The 15189-nt window shown below is 54.9% G+C and carries 15 protein-coding genes; 1 reads left to right on the top strand and 14 read right to left on the bottom strand.

What is annotated here, in order from left to right:
• Positions 1 to 103: 103 nt before the first annotated feature.
• A complete protein-coding gene (locus NST08_RS08750) occupies positions 104 to 1477 on the bottom strand; it encodes a methyltransferase domain-containing protein (protein ID WP_144866988.1) in 1374 nt (457 codons plus the stop codon).
• Between the two features lie 119 nt (positions 1478 to 1596).
• On the opposite strand from NST08_RS08750, the gene NST08_RS08745 reads away from it, so the two are divergent.
• Positions 1597 to 2571: a Na/Pi cotransporter family protein gene (locus NST08_RS08745; RefSeq protein WP_028404336.1), complete on the top strand. Its 975-nt coding sequence runs from the start codon at positions 1597 to 1599 to the stop codon at positions 2569 to 2571.
• On the opposite strand, the gene NST08_RS08740 is transcribed toward NST08_RS08745, so the two are convergent.
• The 13 genes from NST08_RS08740 to NST08_RS08680 form a co-directional block, all read right to left on the bottom strand.
• On the bottom strand, positions 2561 to 3016 hold the full coding sequence (locus tag NST08_RS08740; RefSeq protein WP_007129397.1) for an NUDIX hydrolase: 456 nt from the start codon (positions 3014 to 3016) through the stop codon (positions 2561 to 2563). The genes NST08_RS08745 and NST08_RS08740 overlap by 11 nt on opposite strands.
• An 86-nt stretch (positions 3017 to 3102) precedes the next feature.
• On the bottom strand, positions 3103 to 4446 hold the full coding sequence (mtaB, locus tag NST08_RS08735) for a tRNA (N(6)-L-threonylcarbamoyladenosine(37)-C(2))-methylthiotransferase MtaB (protein ID WP_144866985.1): 1344 nt from the start codon (positions 4444 to 4446) through the stop codon (positions 3103 to 3105).
• A 2-nt stretch (positions 4447 to 4448) separates the two neighbouring features.
• The gene (locus tag NST08_RS08730) at positions 4449 to 5219 is read right to left on the bottom strand and encodes an RsmE family RNA methyltransferase (protein ID WP_341033995.1); all 771 of its coding nucleotides are present in this window, start codon (positions 5217 to 5219) and stop codon (positions 4449 to 4451) included.
• An 83-nt stretch (positions 5220 to 5302) separates the two neighbouring features.
• Positions 5303 to 5986, bottom strand: a complete 684-nt coding sequence (locus tag NST08_RS08725) for a site-2 protease family protein (RefSeq protein ID WP_007129394.1) — start codon at positions 5984 to 5986, stop codon at positions 5303 to 5305.
• Between the two features lie 2 nt (positions 5987 to 5988).
• The gene (gene prmA, locus NST08_RS08720) at positions 5989 to 6966 is read right to left on the bottom strand and encodes a 50S ribosomal protein L11 methyltransferase (protein WP_341033997.1); all 978 of its coding nucleotides are present in this window, start codon (positions 6964 to 6966) and stop codon (positions 5989 to 5991) included.
• A 262-nt stretch (positions 6967 to 7228) separates the two neighbouring features.
• Positions 7229 to 7414: a YfhD family protein gene (locus NST08_RS08715; RefSeq protein WP_007129392.1), complete on the bottom strand. Its 186-nt coding sequence runs from the start codon at positions 7412 to 7414 to the stop codon at positions 7229 to 7231.
• Positions 7415 to 7471: 57 nt separating this feature from the next.
• Positions 7472 to 7843, bottom strand: a complete 372-nt coding sequence (locus tag NST08_RS08710) for a hypothetical protein (protein ID WP_007129391.1) — start codon at positions 7841 to 7843, stop codon at positions 7472 to 7474.
• 276 nt (positions 7844 to 8119) lie between these two features.
• Positions 8120 to 9238, bottom strand: a complete 1119-nt coding sequence (dnaJ, locus tag NST08_RS08705) for a molecular chaperone DnaJ (RefSeq protein ID WP_007129390.1) — start codon at positions 9236 to 9238, stop codon at positions 8120 to 8122.
• A 94-nt stretch (positions 9239 to 9332) separates the two neighbouring features.
• On the bottom strand, positions 9333 to 11171 hold the full coding sequence (dnaK, locus tag NST08_RS08700) for a molecular chaperone DnaK (RefSeq protein WP_341033998.1): 1839 nt from the start codon (positions 11169 to 11171) through the stop codon (positions 9333 to 9335).
• An 89-nt stretch (positions 11172 to 11260) separates the two neighbouring features.
• The gene (gene grpE, locus NST08_RS08695) at positions 11261 to 11836 is read right to left on the bottom strand and encodes a nucleotide exchange factor GrpE (protein ID WP_373872036.1); all 576 of its coding nucleotides are present in this window, start codon (positions 11834 to 11836) and stop codon (positions 11261 to 11263) included.
• A 145-nt stretch (positions 11837 to 11981) separates the two neighbouring features.
• Positions 11982 to 13517, bottom strand: coding sequence for a TCP-1/cpn60 chaperonin family protein (locus NST08_RS08690; RefSeq protein WP_341341692.1), 1536 nt, complete (start codon positions 13515 to 13517; stop codon positions 11982 to 11984).
• A gap of 13 nt (positions 13518 to 13530) precedes the next feature.
• A complete protein-coding gene (hrcA, locus tag NST08_RS08685; protein WP_007129386.1) occupies positions 13531 to 14565 on the bottom strand; it encodes a heat-inducible transcriptional repressor HrcA in 1035 nt (344 codons plus the stop codon).
• 107 nt (positions 14566 to 14672) lie between these two features.
• Positions 14673 to 15134: an N-acetyltransferase gene (locus NST08_RS08680; protein ID WP_007129385.1), complete on the bottom strand. Its 462-nt coding sequence runs from the start codon at positions 15132 to 15134 to the stop codon at positions 14673 to 14675.
• Positions 15135 to 15189: the final 55 nt, after the last annotated feature.

The following is a 15189-nucleotide window of genomic DNA, read 5'->3' as shown; positions in this document are numbered from 1 at the left end:
TTGGATTGTATTCCCAGTGGAGACGGCAACGACAAAAGAGCCTGTTCCGGCACAGCTCCTCACTGCGCTAAAACAGGCCCTGGTTCCTCTATGTCAAGATCACCTACAGATTCGTCTTGCTCCGCACTTCAAATACCGCAAATTTCAGATAGTGTCCCTCATCGACGCCCAGAATTTGCGGATGATCCTTGCCCGCGGCGCGCCACTCCACCAGCCGCAGCACCTTGCCGGCATCCCTGGCCGCTTCCTGGATCGTCTCCAGGAACAGATCCGGACGCATATGATACGAGCAGCTTGCCGTCACCAGATAACCGCCCTCGTTAACCAGCTTCATGCCGTGCAGGTTAATGTCCTTATAACCCCGGCAGGCTCCCTTGACCGCTGATTTCGTTTTGGCAAAGGCCGGCGGATCGAGAATAACCACATCAAAGGTCCGTCCCCCACCTGCCGTTAGCGGCTTGGACGTGTCCACCTTCTGGTCCGCCTGGGCGCGCTGCTGCCGCTCCTCGACTCCCTTTACCTGATTGCGCAGGTATTGGAAGGCGTCATCCACCACGAATTCCACCCGGTCCTGGAATCCGTTGAGCTCGACGTTTTCCCTCGCGCTCTCAATCGCATGCTCCGAGATATCCAGGCAGGTCACTTTCTTGGCGCCATACTTACAGGCATGAAGGGTGAAACTCCCGGTATGGGAAAAGCACTCCAGCACCGTCGCGCCGTCCCAATACGGGAAGCTGACCGCCTTCCCGCTCTTGTTCACCGGCACGGTCTTGGTCTCTCCGTTCTCCTCGATCGTTTGAAGCGTAATGCCGCTGCGAATGCCCCAGCCGGTCATCAGCGGCTTGATCGAAGCCCGGTTTTCACGCTGGTCGAAGAAATAGCCGGTCTTCTGCCCTTCCCAGGTATCCACCTTGATCTCCAGCCCGTTCTCCGTAACGACGACGTGACGGGGACAGTCTCCATACAGCGGACCCTTGCGCTGCTCCAGCCCCTCAAGCTCGCGGACGGACACATCGCTGCGCTCATAAATTCCTCTCGGCTGCATGACCCGGACAAGCGCGCCGACGATCTCGTCGCGGCGCTTGTCCATGCCCAAGGTTAACAGCTGCACGACCAGCACGTCCGCAAAGCGGTCAACGATCAGCCCAGGGAGAAAGTCGGCTTCGCCATAAACGAGACGGTAGGCATTCTCGCCCTCGATAAACCGTTCCCTGTGTCTTTTGCATTCCTCAAACCGGGCGGCGAAGAAATCCTCGTCCATCCGTTCGATCGGCTGATGCGACACGATCCGCACCGTAATTTGCGATTGCGGGTTATAATAGCCGGCCGCCAAAAACCGCTCCTGATGATTCAGCACCGAAACCAAATCGCCCGGGGCAGGATCGCCCGTGACGGAGGCAATCTCACTCTTGTATACCCAGGGATGTCCCTGCTCCAATCTTTTCTTTCGACTGCGCTCCAAAATAACCGATGGCACTAGTAGTTCACTCCTTATGTGATATCCCTGGCGGCAATTCATTGGCATGCATGTCCGCCCGGGGTCATATACGTATTAACAAAAACCTCGATCCCCAATTCGAAAAAAAGGAGAATCGCATGCTATCCTCACTCTGGTTTCCCATCTGCTACGGCCTCGTTCTGTTCCTGTTCGGCATGAAGGTGATGGAAGCCGCGCTTTCACGCTGGGCCGGGCCGCTGCTGCACAAGTGGCTTCGCATCGCGACCTCTACGCCCGTTAAAGGCATGGCTGCCAGCACAGCCGTCACGGCTCTCCTTCAGAGCAGCACGGCGGTTACGGTGCTTGCGATCGGATTTGCGAATGCCGGATTATTAAGCTACGCCGGAACCCTCGGGATCATACTCGGCACCAATATCGGGACGACGGTGACAACCGAGCTCATCAGCCTTCAAATCGGACGGGCCGCCATGCCGCTGCTCGTGCTGTCGCTCATGCTATGGGTAGGGGCTGTGCTGTTCAGCCAGCGCGTTCCTTCCGGCCATGATAAATTGCAGATGTCGCTTGTCCGGGGCCAATATTTATGCCTTGCCGTGACCGGCTTTGCGCTGGTGCTGCTCGGTATCCAATTCATGCAATCCATCGGGCCTACCCTGCAGGAGCTGGGCCTGTTTCAATGGTTTCTTGACCATGCCTCGCGCAGCGTTTTTTGGGGTATTCTTGCCGGCGCTATTCTGTCTGCGCTCATGCACAGCAGCGCGGCTGTAATCGCAATGGCGATGGGTCTGGCCGTCGGCGGCTCGCTTCCGCCTGAGATCGGCGTTGCCATCGTGCTCGGCGCCAATGTCGGCACCTGCGTCACCGCTTTAATCGCTGCAATGGGCAGCACGCCCGCCGGCCGTTTTGTCGCATGGTCCCATATGGGGCTGAATATCGGCGGGGCGCTTCTGTTCGCGCCGTTCATCGGCTGGCTGACCGCCGTTTCCGGCTGGCTTGCGGTGGACCCTGCCGGACAAATCGCGCATGCCCAGACCTTATTCAACGTCCTCAGCTCGCTTCTTGCACTGCCTTTATGCTACCTGCCGTTCTGGACCAGGCGGCAATCTAAAACGTGATATCCTCCTCCGGTGGAATAGGAACGTTCAGCAGCTTCAGCGCCTTGCGCAGGATAATATCATTATTGTTATACCCGTTGCTGCGCTGTTTCCTCCACGCGGCAAGCGGTTCATACCAATCGACTCCGTTGATTTCCTCGATTTGCGGCTTGAGGCTGCCGCCTTCCGCCTTAACCAGATAATAATGAACCTCTTTATTGACTTGTCCATATACGGGATGATGATATTTATAAGCGATAATGTCCACTGGGGAGGTAATGGAGCCGACAATTCCCGTCTCCTCTCTGATTTCACGGAGAGCGGTCTCTTCGATCGTTTCGCCGGCTTCCATCTTGCCTTTGGGAAGCGAATGTTTCCCGTAGCGATCCAAAATGAGCTGGATTTGCAGCGCTCCCGCATGATAACGGTACACGACGCCGCCTGCAGAAAATTTCGTTCGTGCCATGTCCCTTTCCTCCTTCATGTACAACAAGGATTCCACTTCCCGATAGCTGGAAATGAAATCCTTGTCTGATATAGCGGCTATTGGAATTATTGGGCGGCAGCCTTAAGCTCGCTCTCCATGACGCTGACAAGCTCGCCCTCGCATTCGTTCACGCCGGCCTTCGTCAGCTTCACGCGGCACATTTTCCCTTCGAGGTCAGGCGTTCCATCAAATACAAGCTGCAAGTAGTTGTCGCTGTATCCCTGCATTTTACCGCCATTTGGCGCGCCTTTGTACTCGCGTTCAGGAATCACTTCAAGCACCTGGCCGACGAAACGCTCGGCATAAGCAAGCTGCAGCTGCTCCGAAAGGTCGATCAGATCGTGTACGCGGGCGTTCTTCACCTCTTCGTCCACCTGATCCTCCATCCGCGCTGCCGGCGTGCCCGTTCGCTTGGAATATGGGAACACATGCATTTCCGAGAACTGGATCGCCTTCATCAGGTCGTATCCGTTACGGAACATCTCATCGGTTTCACCAGGGAATCCGACAATGACGTCGGTCGTAATGCCGACATCCGGCATCGCCTGACGGATCAGTCCCATCTTGTTATAGAATTCTTCTGTCGTGTATTTGCGGCGCATGCGCTTCAGCACCGTATCATCGCCCGCCTGAAGCGGAATATGCAGGTGCCGGCACATTTTGCTGGAACGGTTCAGCACATCCAGCATCTTGTCATCAATCTGGCTCGCTTCAATCGAGCTGATCCGGATGCGTTCCAGGCCGTCCACCCGGTCCAGATCCCAGAGCAGGTCGGACAACCGGTAATTCTCCAGATCGTCGCCGTATCCGCCAGTATGAATTCCTGTCAGGACAATCTCCTTGTAGCCTGCATCCACCAGCTGGTGCGCCTGCTTGATAATGCTCTTCGGATCACGGCTGCGGGAAAGCCCGCGGGACCAAGGGATAATGCAGAATGTGCAGAAGTTGTTGCACCCGTCCTGAATCTTCAGAAATGCACGCGTACGCTCGGCAAAATCCGGCACGTCCATTTCTTCAAATACTCTCGTCTTCATAATATTGCGCACGGCATTGATCGGCTGGCGCGTTTTTTCGATATCATGAATGAAATCCATAATTTTGTCACGGTCCTGGTTGCCGATGACAAGATCCACGCCCGGAATATCCAGAATTTCAGCGGGCGAGGTTTGGGCATAACAGCCCGTTACGGCAACAATCGCCTCGGGATTGCGGCGAACCGCACGCCGGATCATTTGCCGGCTCTTCTTATCCCCGGTATTCGTAACATGGCAGGTGTTAATCAAATAAACGTCAGCGGTTTGTTCGAAATCCACCTGCTCGTAGCCTTCGTTTTTGAAGTATTGCCAAATGGCTTCGGTATCGTAAAAATTGACTTTGCAACCCAACGTATAAAACGCTACGGATGGCATATTCAAACTCCCCCCATTTCTCCAGATTCATATAATGCGCAGACAAGCGCAGCCATGCCGGCCGTCTCGCAGCGAAGAATTCTGCGGCCCAATCCGACGGAAACAGCCCCTGCCGCCTCGGCCGCACGGGATTCCTCCTCGGTAAAGCCGCCCTCCGGTCCAACCACCAAAAGCAGGCTAGCCCGGGAAATCGGCTCCTGCAGGGCCCGTTCTACAAAAGACTTTAAGGCATCCCCGATCTGGGAGCCCTCCTCTTTCTCGTAGCAAAAGTATACCGCATCGTAGGCCGTAAACGTTGCAAGCAATTGTTTCCACGAAAGCGGCTGCTCCACGGAAGGAATCCGGTTGCGATGCGCCTGCTCGGCTGCTTCTTTAGCGATCTTGCGCCAACGCGCAAGCCGCTTCCCTTCCTTCTTGGCATCGTATTGAACGATCGTTCTCTCCGATAGGAAGGGGACGAAGGAAGCGGCGCCGATCTCCGTGCACTTTTGGATGACGGTTTCCATTTTGTCGCCTTTGGGAAGACTCTGGGCAATGGTTACGGCCAGACGCGGCTCGTTCTTCATCTCCAGTTCCTCGATAACGGCGGCATGCACACAGGCCCCGTCCATTTCTTCGATCCCGACCAGGGCCTCTCGCGACTCACCGTCGCTGACGATGAACTTGTCGCCAAGCTTGCCCCTCATAACCTTTGTAATATGGCGGGCGTCATCGCCCGTAATTTCCACCCGGTCTCCCGCAAACTGTGCAGGAGTCACAAAATATCGCTGCATCTTCTATCCTCACCTAACTGCAAAATCGCCAAACATCATGATACAACTTTTCACGGCAACTGACCAGAGCATTGTAAGAGGAATTAACCTCCGAACAATGTAATGAATATATTCAGAACGTCGATGGATAAGGCACGAGCCCCGAGATAAAGGGGCGCAATGGTATACTTCTGCAGCATTGGCAGCACGATAATGAGCAGAAATATGAGGATCGACCACTGCTCGAACCGCTGAATCTTGGCGCTGATCCGAGGCGGCAGCACATTCTCGACGATCCGGTATCCGTCAAGCGGAGGCAGCGGAATCAGATTGAACAGGCATAAGAAGAAATTCAGCTGGATGAACACATTGAAAAAAATATGAATCGCCTGATCCGTCCGCGTGATGCCGATCGGATCGATCACGCCGGATATATAAAGCACCGCGTAAATCAGCGCACCGACAATGCCCAGAAGGAGGTTGCTGAGCGGACCGACGGCGGCCACGACGATGCTCATCCGCCGCGGATGGCTGAAGTTCTCCCGGTTGACCGGAACGGGTCTTGCCCAGCCGAATCCGGCAATCAGCAGGAGGACGATGCCCAGAAAATCAAAGTGCACCGCGGGATTCAGCGTTACCCGGCCCAGCAGCTTAGCGGTAGGGTCACCGAATTTATTCGCGAAATAAGCATGAGAAAATTCATGCACGGTAAAGGCGATCATTAACGCAATCAAATAGAACGGGAGTTGCTCCAACGGGAAATACAGCAGCTGATCCAAGAAATCCATAATCAGTTCTTCCTCGCTACGAAAGCAACCCAGTCGTCTTCGCGGTTGATATCCGCGATCTCAAAGCCGGCTTCAACAAGCGCCTTCCCGACGATCTCTTCCTTGTTCTTGAAGATCCCTGAAGCGATATAGATGCCGCCCGGCTTCAAGGCCTTGTAGACATCATCGATAAACAGCAGGATGACCTCAGCCAGAATGTTGGCGACGACCACCTGGACCGGCAGCTCCACACCGAGCTCGTCCTTCGATGAGCTGTCTGTCAGGACAGAGAGCAGATCGCTTTCCTTGATGGTGATCCGGTCCTCCAAGCCATTCAGGCGGACGTTCTCCGTGGCGCTGGATACAGCCACCGGATCCAAATCCAGCGCAAGAATGCGGGAGGCCCCCAAATAAGCAGCCCCGATCGACAAGATCCCGGAGCCGGTGCCGACGTCAATGACCTCTTCGCCGCCTGTAATCACCTTCTCGAGCGTGCGCAGGCACAAGGTTGTCGTCGGATGCGTGCCGGTCCCAAATGCCATGCCCGGGTCCAGCTCGATAATGCGCTCTTCCGGAGATTCGGGAGAATAGGACTCCCATGTCGGTTTAATCGTCAAGCGCTCCGACACCCGGATCGGCTTGAAATACTGCTTCCAGGCGGTAGCCCACTCTTCCTCGTTGACCGTCTTCATCTCATAACGCACATCGCCTGTATCTATTCCGAATTCCTTCAGTTCTTCTACCCGGGGGGCGATAAGCCCTTGGATCTCTTCCAGCATTACGGTCTCGTCAAAATAGCCTTTAATGACGGCGCCCCCTTCCGGAATATCGTTAAAAGGGACGATCTCATCGAACCATTGTCCAAACGAAGTGTCCCGTTTTCTCTTCGTTGCGGCGGATTCCTCAATAGAAACGCCCCCGGCTCCCGCTTCATGCAGGAAGTTGGAAATCATCTCCACGGCTTCCTCCGTGGTATGTATCGTTAATTCACGCCATAGCATATACAGTTGTTCCTCCTCATTCGTACATAACTATCATTGTACTATATTGAGGACGCTCTATACAAAATTTGTGGATAAAATGTTGCCTCGGGAGATAGCGGTCCCTGATCATTCATAAGTCCTTTTGTTGTGATCATGAAAAAAAAGCCCTTCCTGCCGCTCGCTTTGCTAAGCAACGGGAGAGGGCTTTGGCTTTCTTGGCGAATCGGCATCCTCGGCAGCACTTGAAGAAAATATTGTACCCGAGCTGCAAGTTTGCCGATTATTCTTCTTCTAGGATCTTCTTAAGCTGGCGCTCGTCTGCGGCTTCGCTTCGGCGAAGCGCCTCCACATCGTCAAGATCGGCTGCCATCGCCGAAAACTCCACATCCTCATTTTTGGCGGATTGCAGCGCGATCATTTTTTCCGTCTTACTGGCGATTTTGCCCTTCTTCACACGTCTCATCATACGCGCATCTCTCCTTGTCACGTGTTGTTTCTTTCCATAAGCCTTGGATGCTCCGGCTTACACCATCCCGCCGGACTCCTCAATCAGACGCATCGCCTGGTCAAAGATGCCTTCGTCGAGAACGACGGTTAGCAATATATCCCGTCCTTGCGTTCCGTCCTGCCCCCCATCGCTCATCCCGCTGGCGGAAGGATCAGCCGCGCCAAGGATGCCCGCAGACCTGTTCGACAGCGCCGAATTCTGCGTCATCGAGGTCAAGCTCGTAATATCCCCTGTCAAAGGGTGCATCGGGCCATTCAGCTCCCCGCCCGGATAGGCGCTGAAGCGGTCGATCGACATATCGGCAACGCGGAGCGACTGCAGCTTGCGCTGGGCATGCTGAGCTTCCTCCGGGCTTTTGAAATAAGCCAAAATATTTTTTTCAGCCATATGGTTTCACCTGCATTTCGTTTAGATACTATCCGCTGCTTCCGGAACGAACCTTCCCTAGGTTGCTTCGCGCCCGCCCCTTTTATTCCTTTTGAGGACAGCGCATGGTGATGAAGGGAGGAGAGCACAAAAAAACCGCCCTTTTTCGAGCAGGGGCCTCATGCCTCCACTCCAAAAAGGACGGTTTCTTATTACTTGCTCCGCTGCTAGCGTTTCGATACGGTAGTACCGAAGCGAAGAGGATAGTAGCCCTCTAAGCCGGCTCCCTAATGATCATTAGTCGCCGCGAAAGGCTTTTTTTACACGGTCAAAAAAGGATTGCTCCTGCTCATGGGTCTCTTCGCCTTCAAGCGACGCGAATTGACGCAGCAGCTCCTTCTGCTCCTCGCTCAGTTTGCTTGGGGTAACAACGACCACCTTGACGTGCTGGTCGCCCTGTCCCATGCCGCGCAGGCGAGGGACCCCTTTGCCTTTCAGGCGGAAGAAGGTTCCGGTTTGCGTTCCTGCCGGAATCTTCAGCCGCACTTTCTCCGTCAAGGTCGGGATCTCGATCTCATCGCCAAGGGCTGCTTGGGCAAACGTCAGCGGCACTTCGCAATAGATGTCGTCGCCCTCGCGCTCGAAGAAATCATGCGGCTTCACGCGAATGACGATGTACAAGTCGCCCGCCGGGCCGCCGCGCAGACCGCCTTCGCCCTCGCCGGTCATCCGAAGCTGGGCGCCGTCATCCACACCCGCCGGAATGCGGACATGAATTTTGCGCTGCTTCTTGACCTTGCCGCTTCCGGCGCAGGTGCCGCAGCGATCCTTGATGATTTTCCCGGTTCCGTTACAGTTCGAGCAGGCGCGCCGGTTGACCATGCGGCCGAACGGCGTATTCTGCACGACCTCCTGCTGCCCCGTTCCGTGGCAGACGGAGCAGGTATGCGGCTTAGTCCCCGGCTTCGCTCCTGAACCGTGACAGGTATCGCATGTCTCTGTTCTAGGAATCGTAATATCCGTTTCCTTGCCGAATACCGCTTCCTTGAACTCCACCGTCATCGTGTACTGCAAATCGTTCCCCCGCTGAGGCGCATTCGGATCACGGCGTCCATTGCCGCCGAAGAACATATCGAATATATCTCCAAAACCGCCGAAGTCACCGGAGAAACCGCCTCCGCCCATTCCCTGGTTCGGATCAATATGACCATATTGGTCGTATCTCGCACGCTTTTGACTATCGCTCAATACATCGTAAGCCTCTTTCACTTCCTTGAATTTGGCTTCCGCGTCAGCCGCTTTGTTGACATCGGGATGATATTGGCGCGCGAGCTTCCGGTACGCCTTCTTGATCTCATCCTCCGATGCCTGCTTGCCGACACCTAGTACCTCATAATAATCACGCTTATCAGCCACGGTTTCACCCCCATCTCTTCTTGATTCCTAGGGCAAAAGGAAAGTCAAAGTGCGAAGATGCGCAGCTTTGACCTTCCCATGCAATCTATTCAGATTAACCTTTGTTTTTGTCTTCGTCAACAACCTCGTAGTCAGCGTCTACGACGTTATCCTTGTTCGCAGTGCCGGCATCTCCGCCTTCAGCGCCTTGCTGCGCTTGTGCGGCTTGCTCATACAGCTTCACGGACAGCTGCTGCACCACTTGGGTCAGCTCCTCGGTAGCGGCTTTGATCTCCTCCAGATTGTCGGATTCCAGCGCCTTCTTCACCTTGTCTTTCGCTTCGTTCGCCTTCTCCACTTCCGAAGCGTCGACTTTGTCGCCGAGGTCCTTAATGGTCTTCTCGGTTGTGTATACGAGCTGGTCGGCATTGTTGCGAGCCTCAACAAGCTCTTTGCGCTTCCGATCTTCCTCTGCGTGAAGCTCGGCATCCTTCATCATTTTTTCGACTTCCTCATCGCTCAGGCCGCTGGAAGAAGTGATGGTGATTTTCTGGCTCTTGCCAGTTCCCTTGTCGGTTGCCGAAACGTTAACGATACCGTTCGCATCGATATCGAACGTAACTTCGATTTGCGGCACGCCGCGAGGTGCCGGAGGGATATCTCCCAGCATGAAGCGTCCAAGCGTCTTGTTGCCAGCCGCCATTTCGCGCTCGCCCTGTAGGACGTGAATTTCAACGCTAGGCTGGTTGTCGGCATACGTGGAGAAAATTTGGGATTTGCTTGTCGGGATCGTCGTGTTGCGTTCGATCATTTTCGTAAATACGCCGCCAGCCGTTTCGATACCGAGGGACAGCGGAGTTACGTCAAGCAGAACGACGTCTTTCACGTCGCCGGTCAATACGCCTGCTTGGACAGCAGCGCCGAGCGCTACGACCTCGTCCGGGTTAACGCCTTTGTGCGGCTCTTTGCCGGTCAGTCTCTTGATGGCTTCCTGTACGGCCGGAATCCGTGTGGAGCCGCCGACAAGAACGACCTTGTCGATATCGTTCGCCGTCAGGCCGGCATCGCTCAGTGCTTGGCGAGTCGGTCCAAGCGTACGCTCTACGAGATCCGCGGACAATTCCTCGAATTTAGCGCGGGTCAGGTTGATTTCAAGGTGCTGAGGCACGCCTTCAGCAACCGTGATGAACGGCAGGGAGATCGTTGTTGTCAGTACGCCGGACAGTTCCTTTTTCGCTTTTTCCGCAGCGTCCTTCAGACGTTGAACCGCCGCTTTGTCTTTGCTCAGATCGATGCCCTGCTCTTTCTTGAATTCAGCCACCAGATAGTCGATGATGACTTGGTCAAAGTCATCGCCGCCCAGCTGGTTGTCACCGCTGGTTGCCTTTACTTCGAAGAAGCCGTCGCCGAGTTCCAGGATGGAAACGTCGAACGTACCGCCCCCGAGGTCATACACGAGGATCGTTTGATCTTCCGCTTTTTCCATGCCGTACGCCAAAGCTGCAGCTGTCGGCTCGTTAACGATACGAAGCACTTCAAGACCGGCAATCTTGCCTGCGTCCTTGGTGGCTTGACGCTGGCTGTCATTAAAGTATGCAGGAACCGTGATAACCGCTTGGGTTACGGGTTGGCCCAGGTAAGCTTCCGCGTCGGATTTCAGCTTTTGCAGAATGATCGCGGAAATTTCCTGCGGCGTATACTCTTTGCCGTCAATCGTTTCTTTATGGTTGGTACCCATATGACGCTTGATCGAAATGATCGTGCGGTCCGGGTTCGTGATCGCTTGGCGCTTAGCCGTGTCGCCGACAATGCGCTCCCCGTCCTTTTTAAAGCCTACAACCGAAGGGGTCGTACGTCCGCCTTCCGGGTTAGGAATAACGACAGCCTCCCCGCCCTCCATAACAGCGACGCAGGAGTTTGTGGTTCCAAGGTCAATACCAATAACTTTACTCATGAAAAAAATCCTCCCTTATTTATTCACACGAAATCCGTATGAGATTCACAAGCTTGCTATATATGATAAACGGCCAAGCGAGTGGCCGCTTACATGCTCACTTTAACCATAGCAGGTCTAAGCACTTTATCTTTCAGCATGTAGCCCTTCTGCACTTCCTCGACAACGATGCCTTCCTCATGCTCATCGCTCTCCACCTGCATGATGGCCTGATGATACTCGGGATTGAACGGCTCGCCTACGCTGTTCATCGCCTTCAAGCCTTCATTTTCGAGAACGGATTCCAGCTGACGGAAAATCATGCTGATTCCCTTGGAGAACGATTCGAACTCCGGACTGCCCTCGGCAGCCTGAAAGGCGCGCTCGAAGTTGTCGATAACAGGCAGCAGCTCGACAATGAGCTTCGACGAAGCATACTTCGCCAGCTCCTCCTTCTCCTTCTGCGTACGTCTGCGGAAGTTATCAAAATCGGCTTGTGCACGCAGCGCACGCTGCTGATGCTCGGCAACTTCAGCCTGAAGCTTCGCAATCTCGGCCGCATGGGCATCGCTCTCGCCTTCCTCTGGCTGATCCGCAGGAGCGCCCTCCTGCTCGGCGCCGGCAACGGCCTCCTCGTTAACAACCTCTTCCTCCGTGCTCGGGGTTTCCTCCATATTGTGTTCCATCTCTTCAGTTACTGTATCTTGAACGGCATCCTTCTGCTCTTTATTCAAGACGCGTCCACCTCCTTCATATTGTAAGCCTGCTGTTGTATGCCCGCTGGCTGTGTTCCCATCGTATCTGGTCATCCGGTCCCTGATTCTAAGATGCCTATTCGTTGATTTCTTTCATTTTGATCACATGATGAATCCGGAGGACGGCCGCCGCCACTTCTCCCGCAGCCCACAGGCCGTGAAGCTTCACCGGCGCGGGATCCAGCACCCCCAGCTCCTCATAGTCGACGACGGTGCCGGTGTCACAGTCAAGCCCCATGGAATCGGAGCCCGAACGGATTTGCGCGGCACGCACCTCCTCCATCTTCTCCAGCGGGTTGTAGCCCGCATTCAGCAGGATCTGCGACATCGGCTTGCGCAGCGCCGCAGACACGGCTTCGAATCCGAACGTTTCCATCCCCTTCTGCGCCTCGCGGATCCGCTCGAGCGCATAAGAAACGGCAAGCTCGCTCGTTCCGCCGCCCGGAAGCACGCCGCCGGTAATGGCGGCCTGCAGGGCGGAAGCCGCATCACCTGCTATTCTGGCGGACTCGCCGACCACTTCGGAGGTGCTCGCGCCTACGATCACCGTCACGATCCGTTCCCTGCGGCCGCTGGCCAGCCTGATTTTGCCGATCGTTTCATCATAAGAGACGCGCGGGCTGTCACCGAGAAGAGCAGCAAGCTGCTCCGAATCTTTATGTAACGCCTTTCGGCGTATAGGTGTCGCCCCCGTCATGTCACAGACTCGCTTCAAATCCGCGCGGGATACGCGCGGTACGACCATGATTCCGTGATCGAGGCAGAACTGCTCCGCATCAGGATGAATGCCTTTCTCCAGCAGGATCAACTTCACCGACAATGCGGACAAGCGCTCCAGATCGGCAGCGAACCGATTCCGCAGATCCATATACTGCGCGAAGCCCGCTTCGGTTGTCAGCACTTCTTCATCCAGCTCGTCAGGCTCAAGCGCATCCAGCAGCACGAGCACCTTCGCATCGCTGTACTGAAGGTAGTCGCGGGTAAAGATCGGCTTCTGCCGAAGCAAGACACCTTCGAACACCTCATTGTCGGCATTCTCCAGCGCAATTATACTGTCCGCAAGCGAATAAGAAGGATCATGAAGGCGCTGCATGCCGGCCTTGCGGGCCGCTTCCATAACGAGCGCAACGATATCCTTTCGCTCACGCCCGGCTACATAGACCGTGCGTTCCAGAAGCGGGTCGTCCAACCCTTCAATGACACGGACGCGGCCGGACAGCAGTTCAAGCGCCCGATCGATCCCCTGGCGCATTCCTTCCACAACCTTGGAAGCCGGCACGCCGCGGATAATGCGCGAGACGCCTTCCTGAACCAGTGCCCCTGCAAGAATGGTAGCCGTCGTGGTGCCGTCCCCGATCTTCTCCTGCTGCGCGCGGGCCACCTGGATCAACAGGCGGGCCGCCGGGTGGCTTACGTCCATTTTGTCCAATATCGTCACGCCGTCGTTCGTAATGACCACTTCGCCGCGCGGGCCGACAAGCATTACATCGAGCCCCTTGGGCCCGAGCGTCCCTTCCACAGCGGATGTGACGGCCCGGACGGCATTGCTGTTGTTCAGCAGCGTTGAATAGCGTTCATCGCCGTCCACATGGCTGTGTTGTCCTTGGCTCATAAGGCTCGCTCCTTTATTTATACCAGTGTGACAGCAGCTTCGTCAGGTCATGGGACAACACGTTCAAGATGCCGATCACCCTTGCGTATTCCATTCGCGTTGGCCCCAGTATGCCGATGGAGCCGACGGCCTTGCCATCTATAGAATAAGTAGCCGTAATCAGGCTACAGTTGGATATCGCTTCATGCGTATTCTCCGTGCCGATTCGTACTTGCACACCGTGCTCTCCCGGTGCCGGTGCCATCAGCTTCATCAGTGCCGGCGTCTGCTCGAGAAGCTCGAAGATGTCCCGAACCTTGTCGACATCCTTGAATTCCGGCTGATTCAGCATATTGGTCGTACCGCTGAGATACACGTCGCGGTGGTCGGGCTCGTTCTCGAGCGCAATGTCCAGCACCTTCATAAGCTCTTCGTAATGCGCGATGTGGCGCTGCATCTCTGCCCCGAGCTCCGTGTAGAGCCGGGTCTTGAGCTTATACAAAGGAACGTTGACCAGCTTCTCGTTAAGGAGATTTACCACCTGCTCCAATTCCGAAACGGAAACCCCTTGCGGAATCGACACGATCTTATTCTCCACTTGGCCCGTGCTGGTCACGATGATGGCAACCGCCTGGCCTTCATTTAGAGGCAGAAGCTGGAAGTGGCGTAAGGACGTATGAAAAACTTCCGGTCCCAGCAGGATGGAAGTGTAATTGGTCATCTGCGACAAAATACCTGCAGCATGCTGAATCATCTGCTCCATGACGTTCAGTTTTTCCGCAAAAAACGATTTCATCATATGCAGTTCCTCAGGATTCAAGGAAAACGACGAGGTGAGATGATCGACATAATAACGGTATCCCTTATGAGACGGAATTCGCCCTGCCGACGTATGGGGCTGCTCAAGAAACCCGAGCTCCTCCAAATCAGCCATTTCATTGCGAATGGTTGCCGGGCTGTAGCCAACATCCCCGCGTTTAGAAATGCTTCTTGAACCAACCGGCTCCGCCGAACGGATGTAGTCATCCACAATAGCGTTCAAAATCAAGCGCTGACGATCAGTTAACATGTCGCTCCCCTCCTTATAGACTGCCTATCTTACAATCGTTAGCACTCATCGCCATCGAGTGCTAACCGATATAACAAAAATACCAAACCGACCTGAGGATTGTCAAGTCAGTTCAGTACTTTAAGCACAGCTATTTCGTCACAGGCGTGCTGCTTTTTGCAATGGATGCAATCGGTCCACACCTTCTCGGGAAAAATCTCCTTCTCGACGACGGCAAAGCCGTTTTTCATGAAAAAGGATACTTCGTACGTCAAGGCCATTACTTTCGGGATTTCCCGGCGCTTGGCTTCCTCCAGCAGCGAATCCACCAGCATGGAGCCGATGCCCTGCCCCTTGTAGCCTTCCGAGATCCCCAGCGAACGGATTTCTACGAGATCGTTCCCAAGCTGGCACAGTGAACCGCAGCCGATGACTTTCCCTTCCGCTTCAGCCACGACGAATTCCCCAATCTGCTTCTCGAGCACCGCTCTGGATCTTGGAAGCATAATTCCTTTCTCGGCGTAGCCTTGAATCATCTGATACAGCGGCTCAACATCCTCTAATCTGGCCTTTCTGCATACCGCCGGCATAATCCTCGTCTCCCCTTTGCACGCTCCGTCATATGTCTTGGATAAATATACAACA

Origin of the sequence: Paenibacillus sp. FSL K6-1566, assembly GCF_038050475.1 — a bacterium.
In the GTDB taxonomy this organism is placed as follows: Bacteria; Bacillota; Bacilli; order Paenibacillales; family Paenibacillaceae; genus Paenibacillus_AQ; species Paenibacillus_AQ lactis.
Note: the sequence above shows the minus strand (reverse complement) of the source record. Positions and strands in the feature narration are given on the sequence as shown.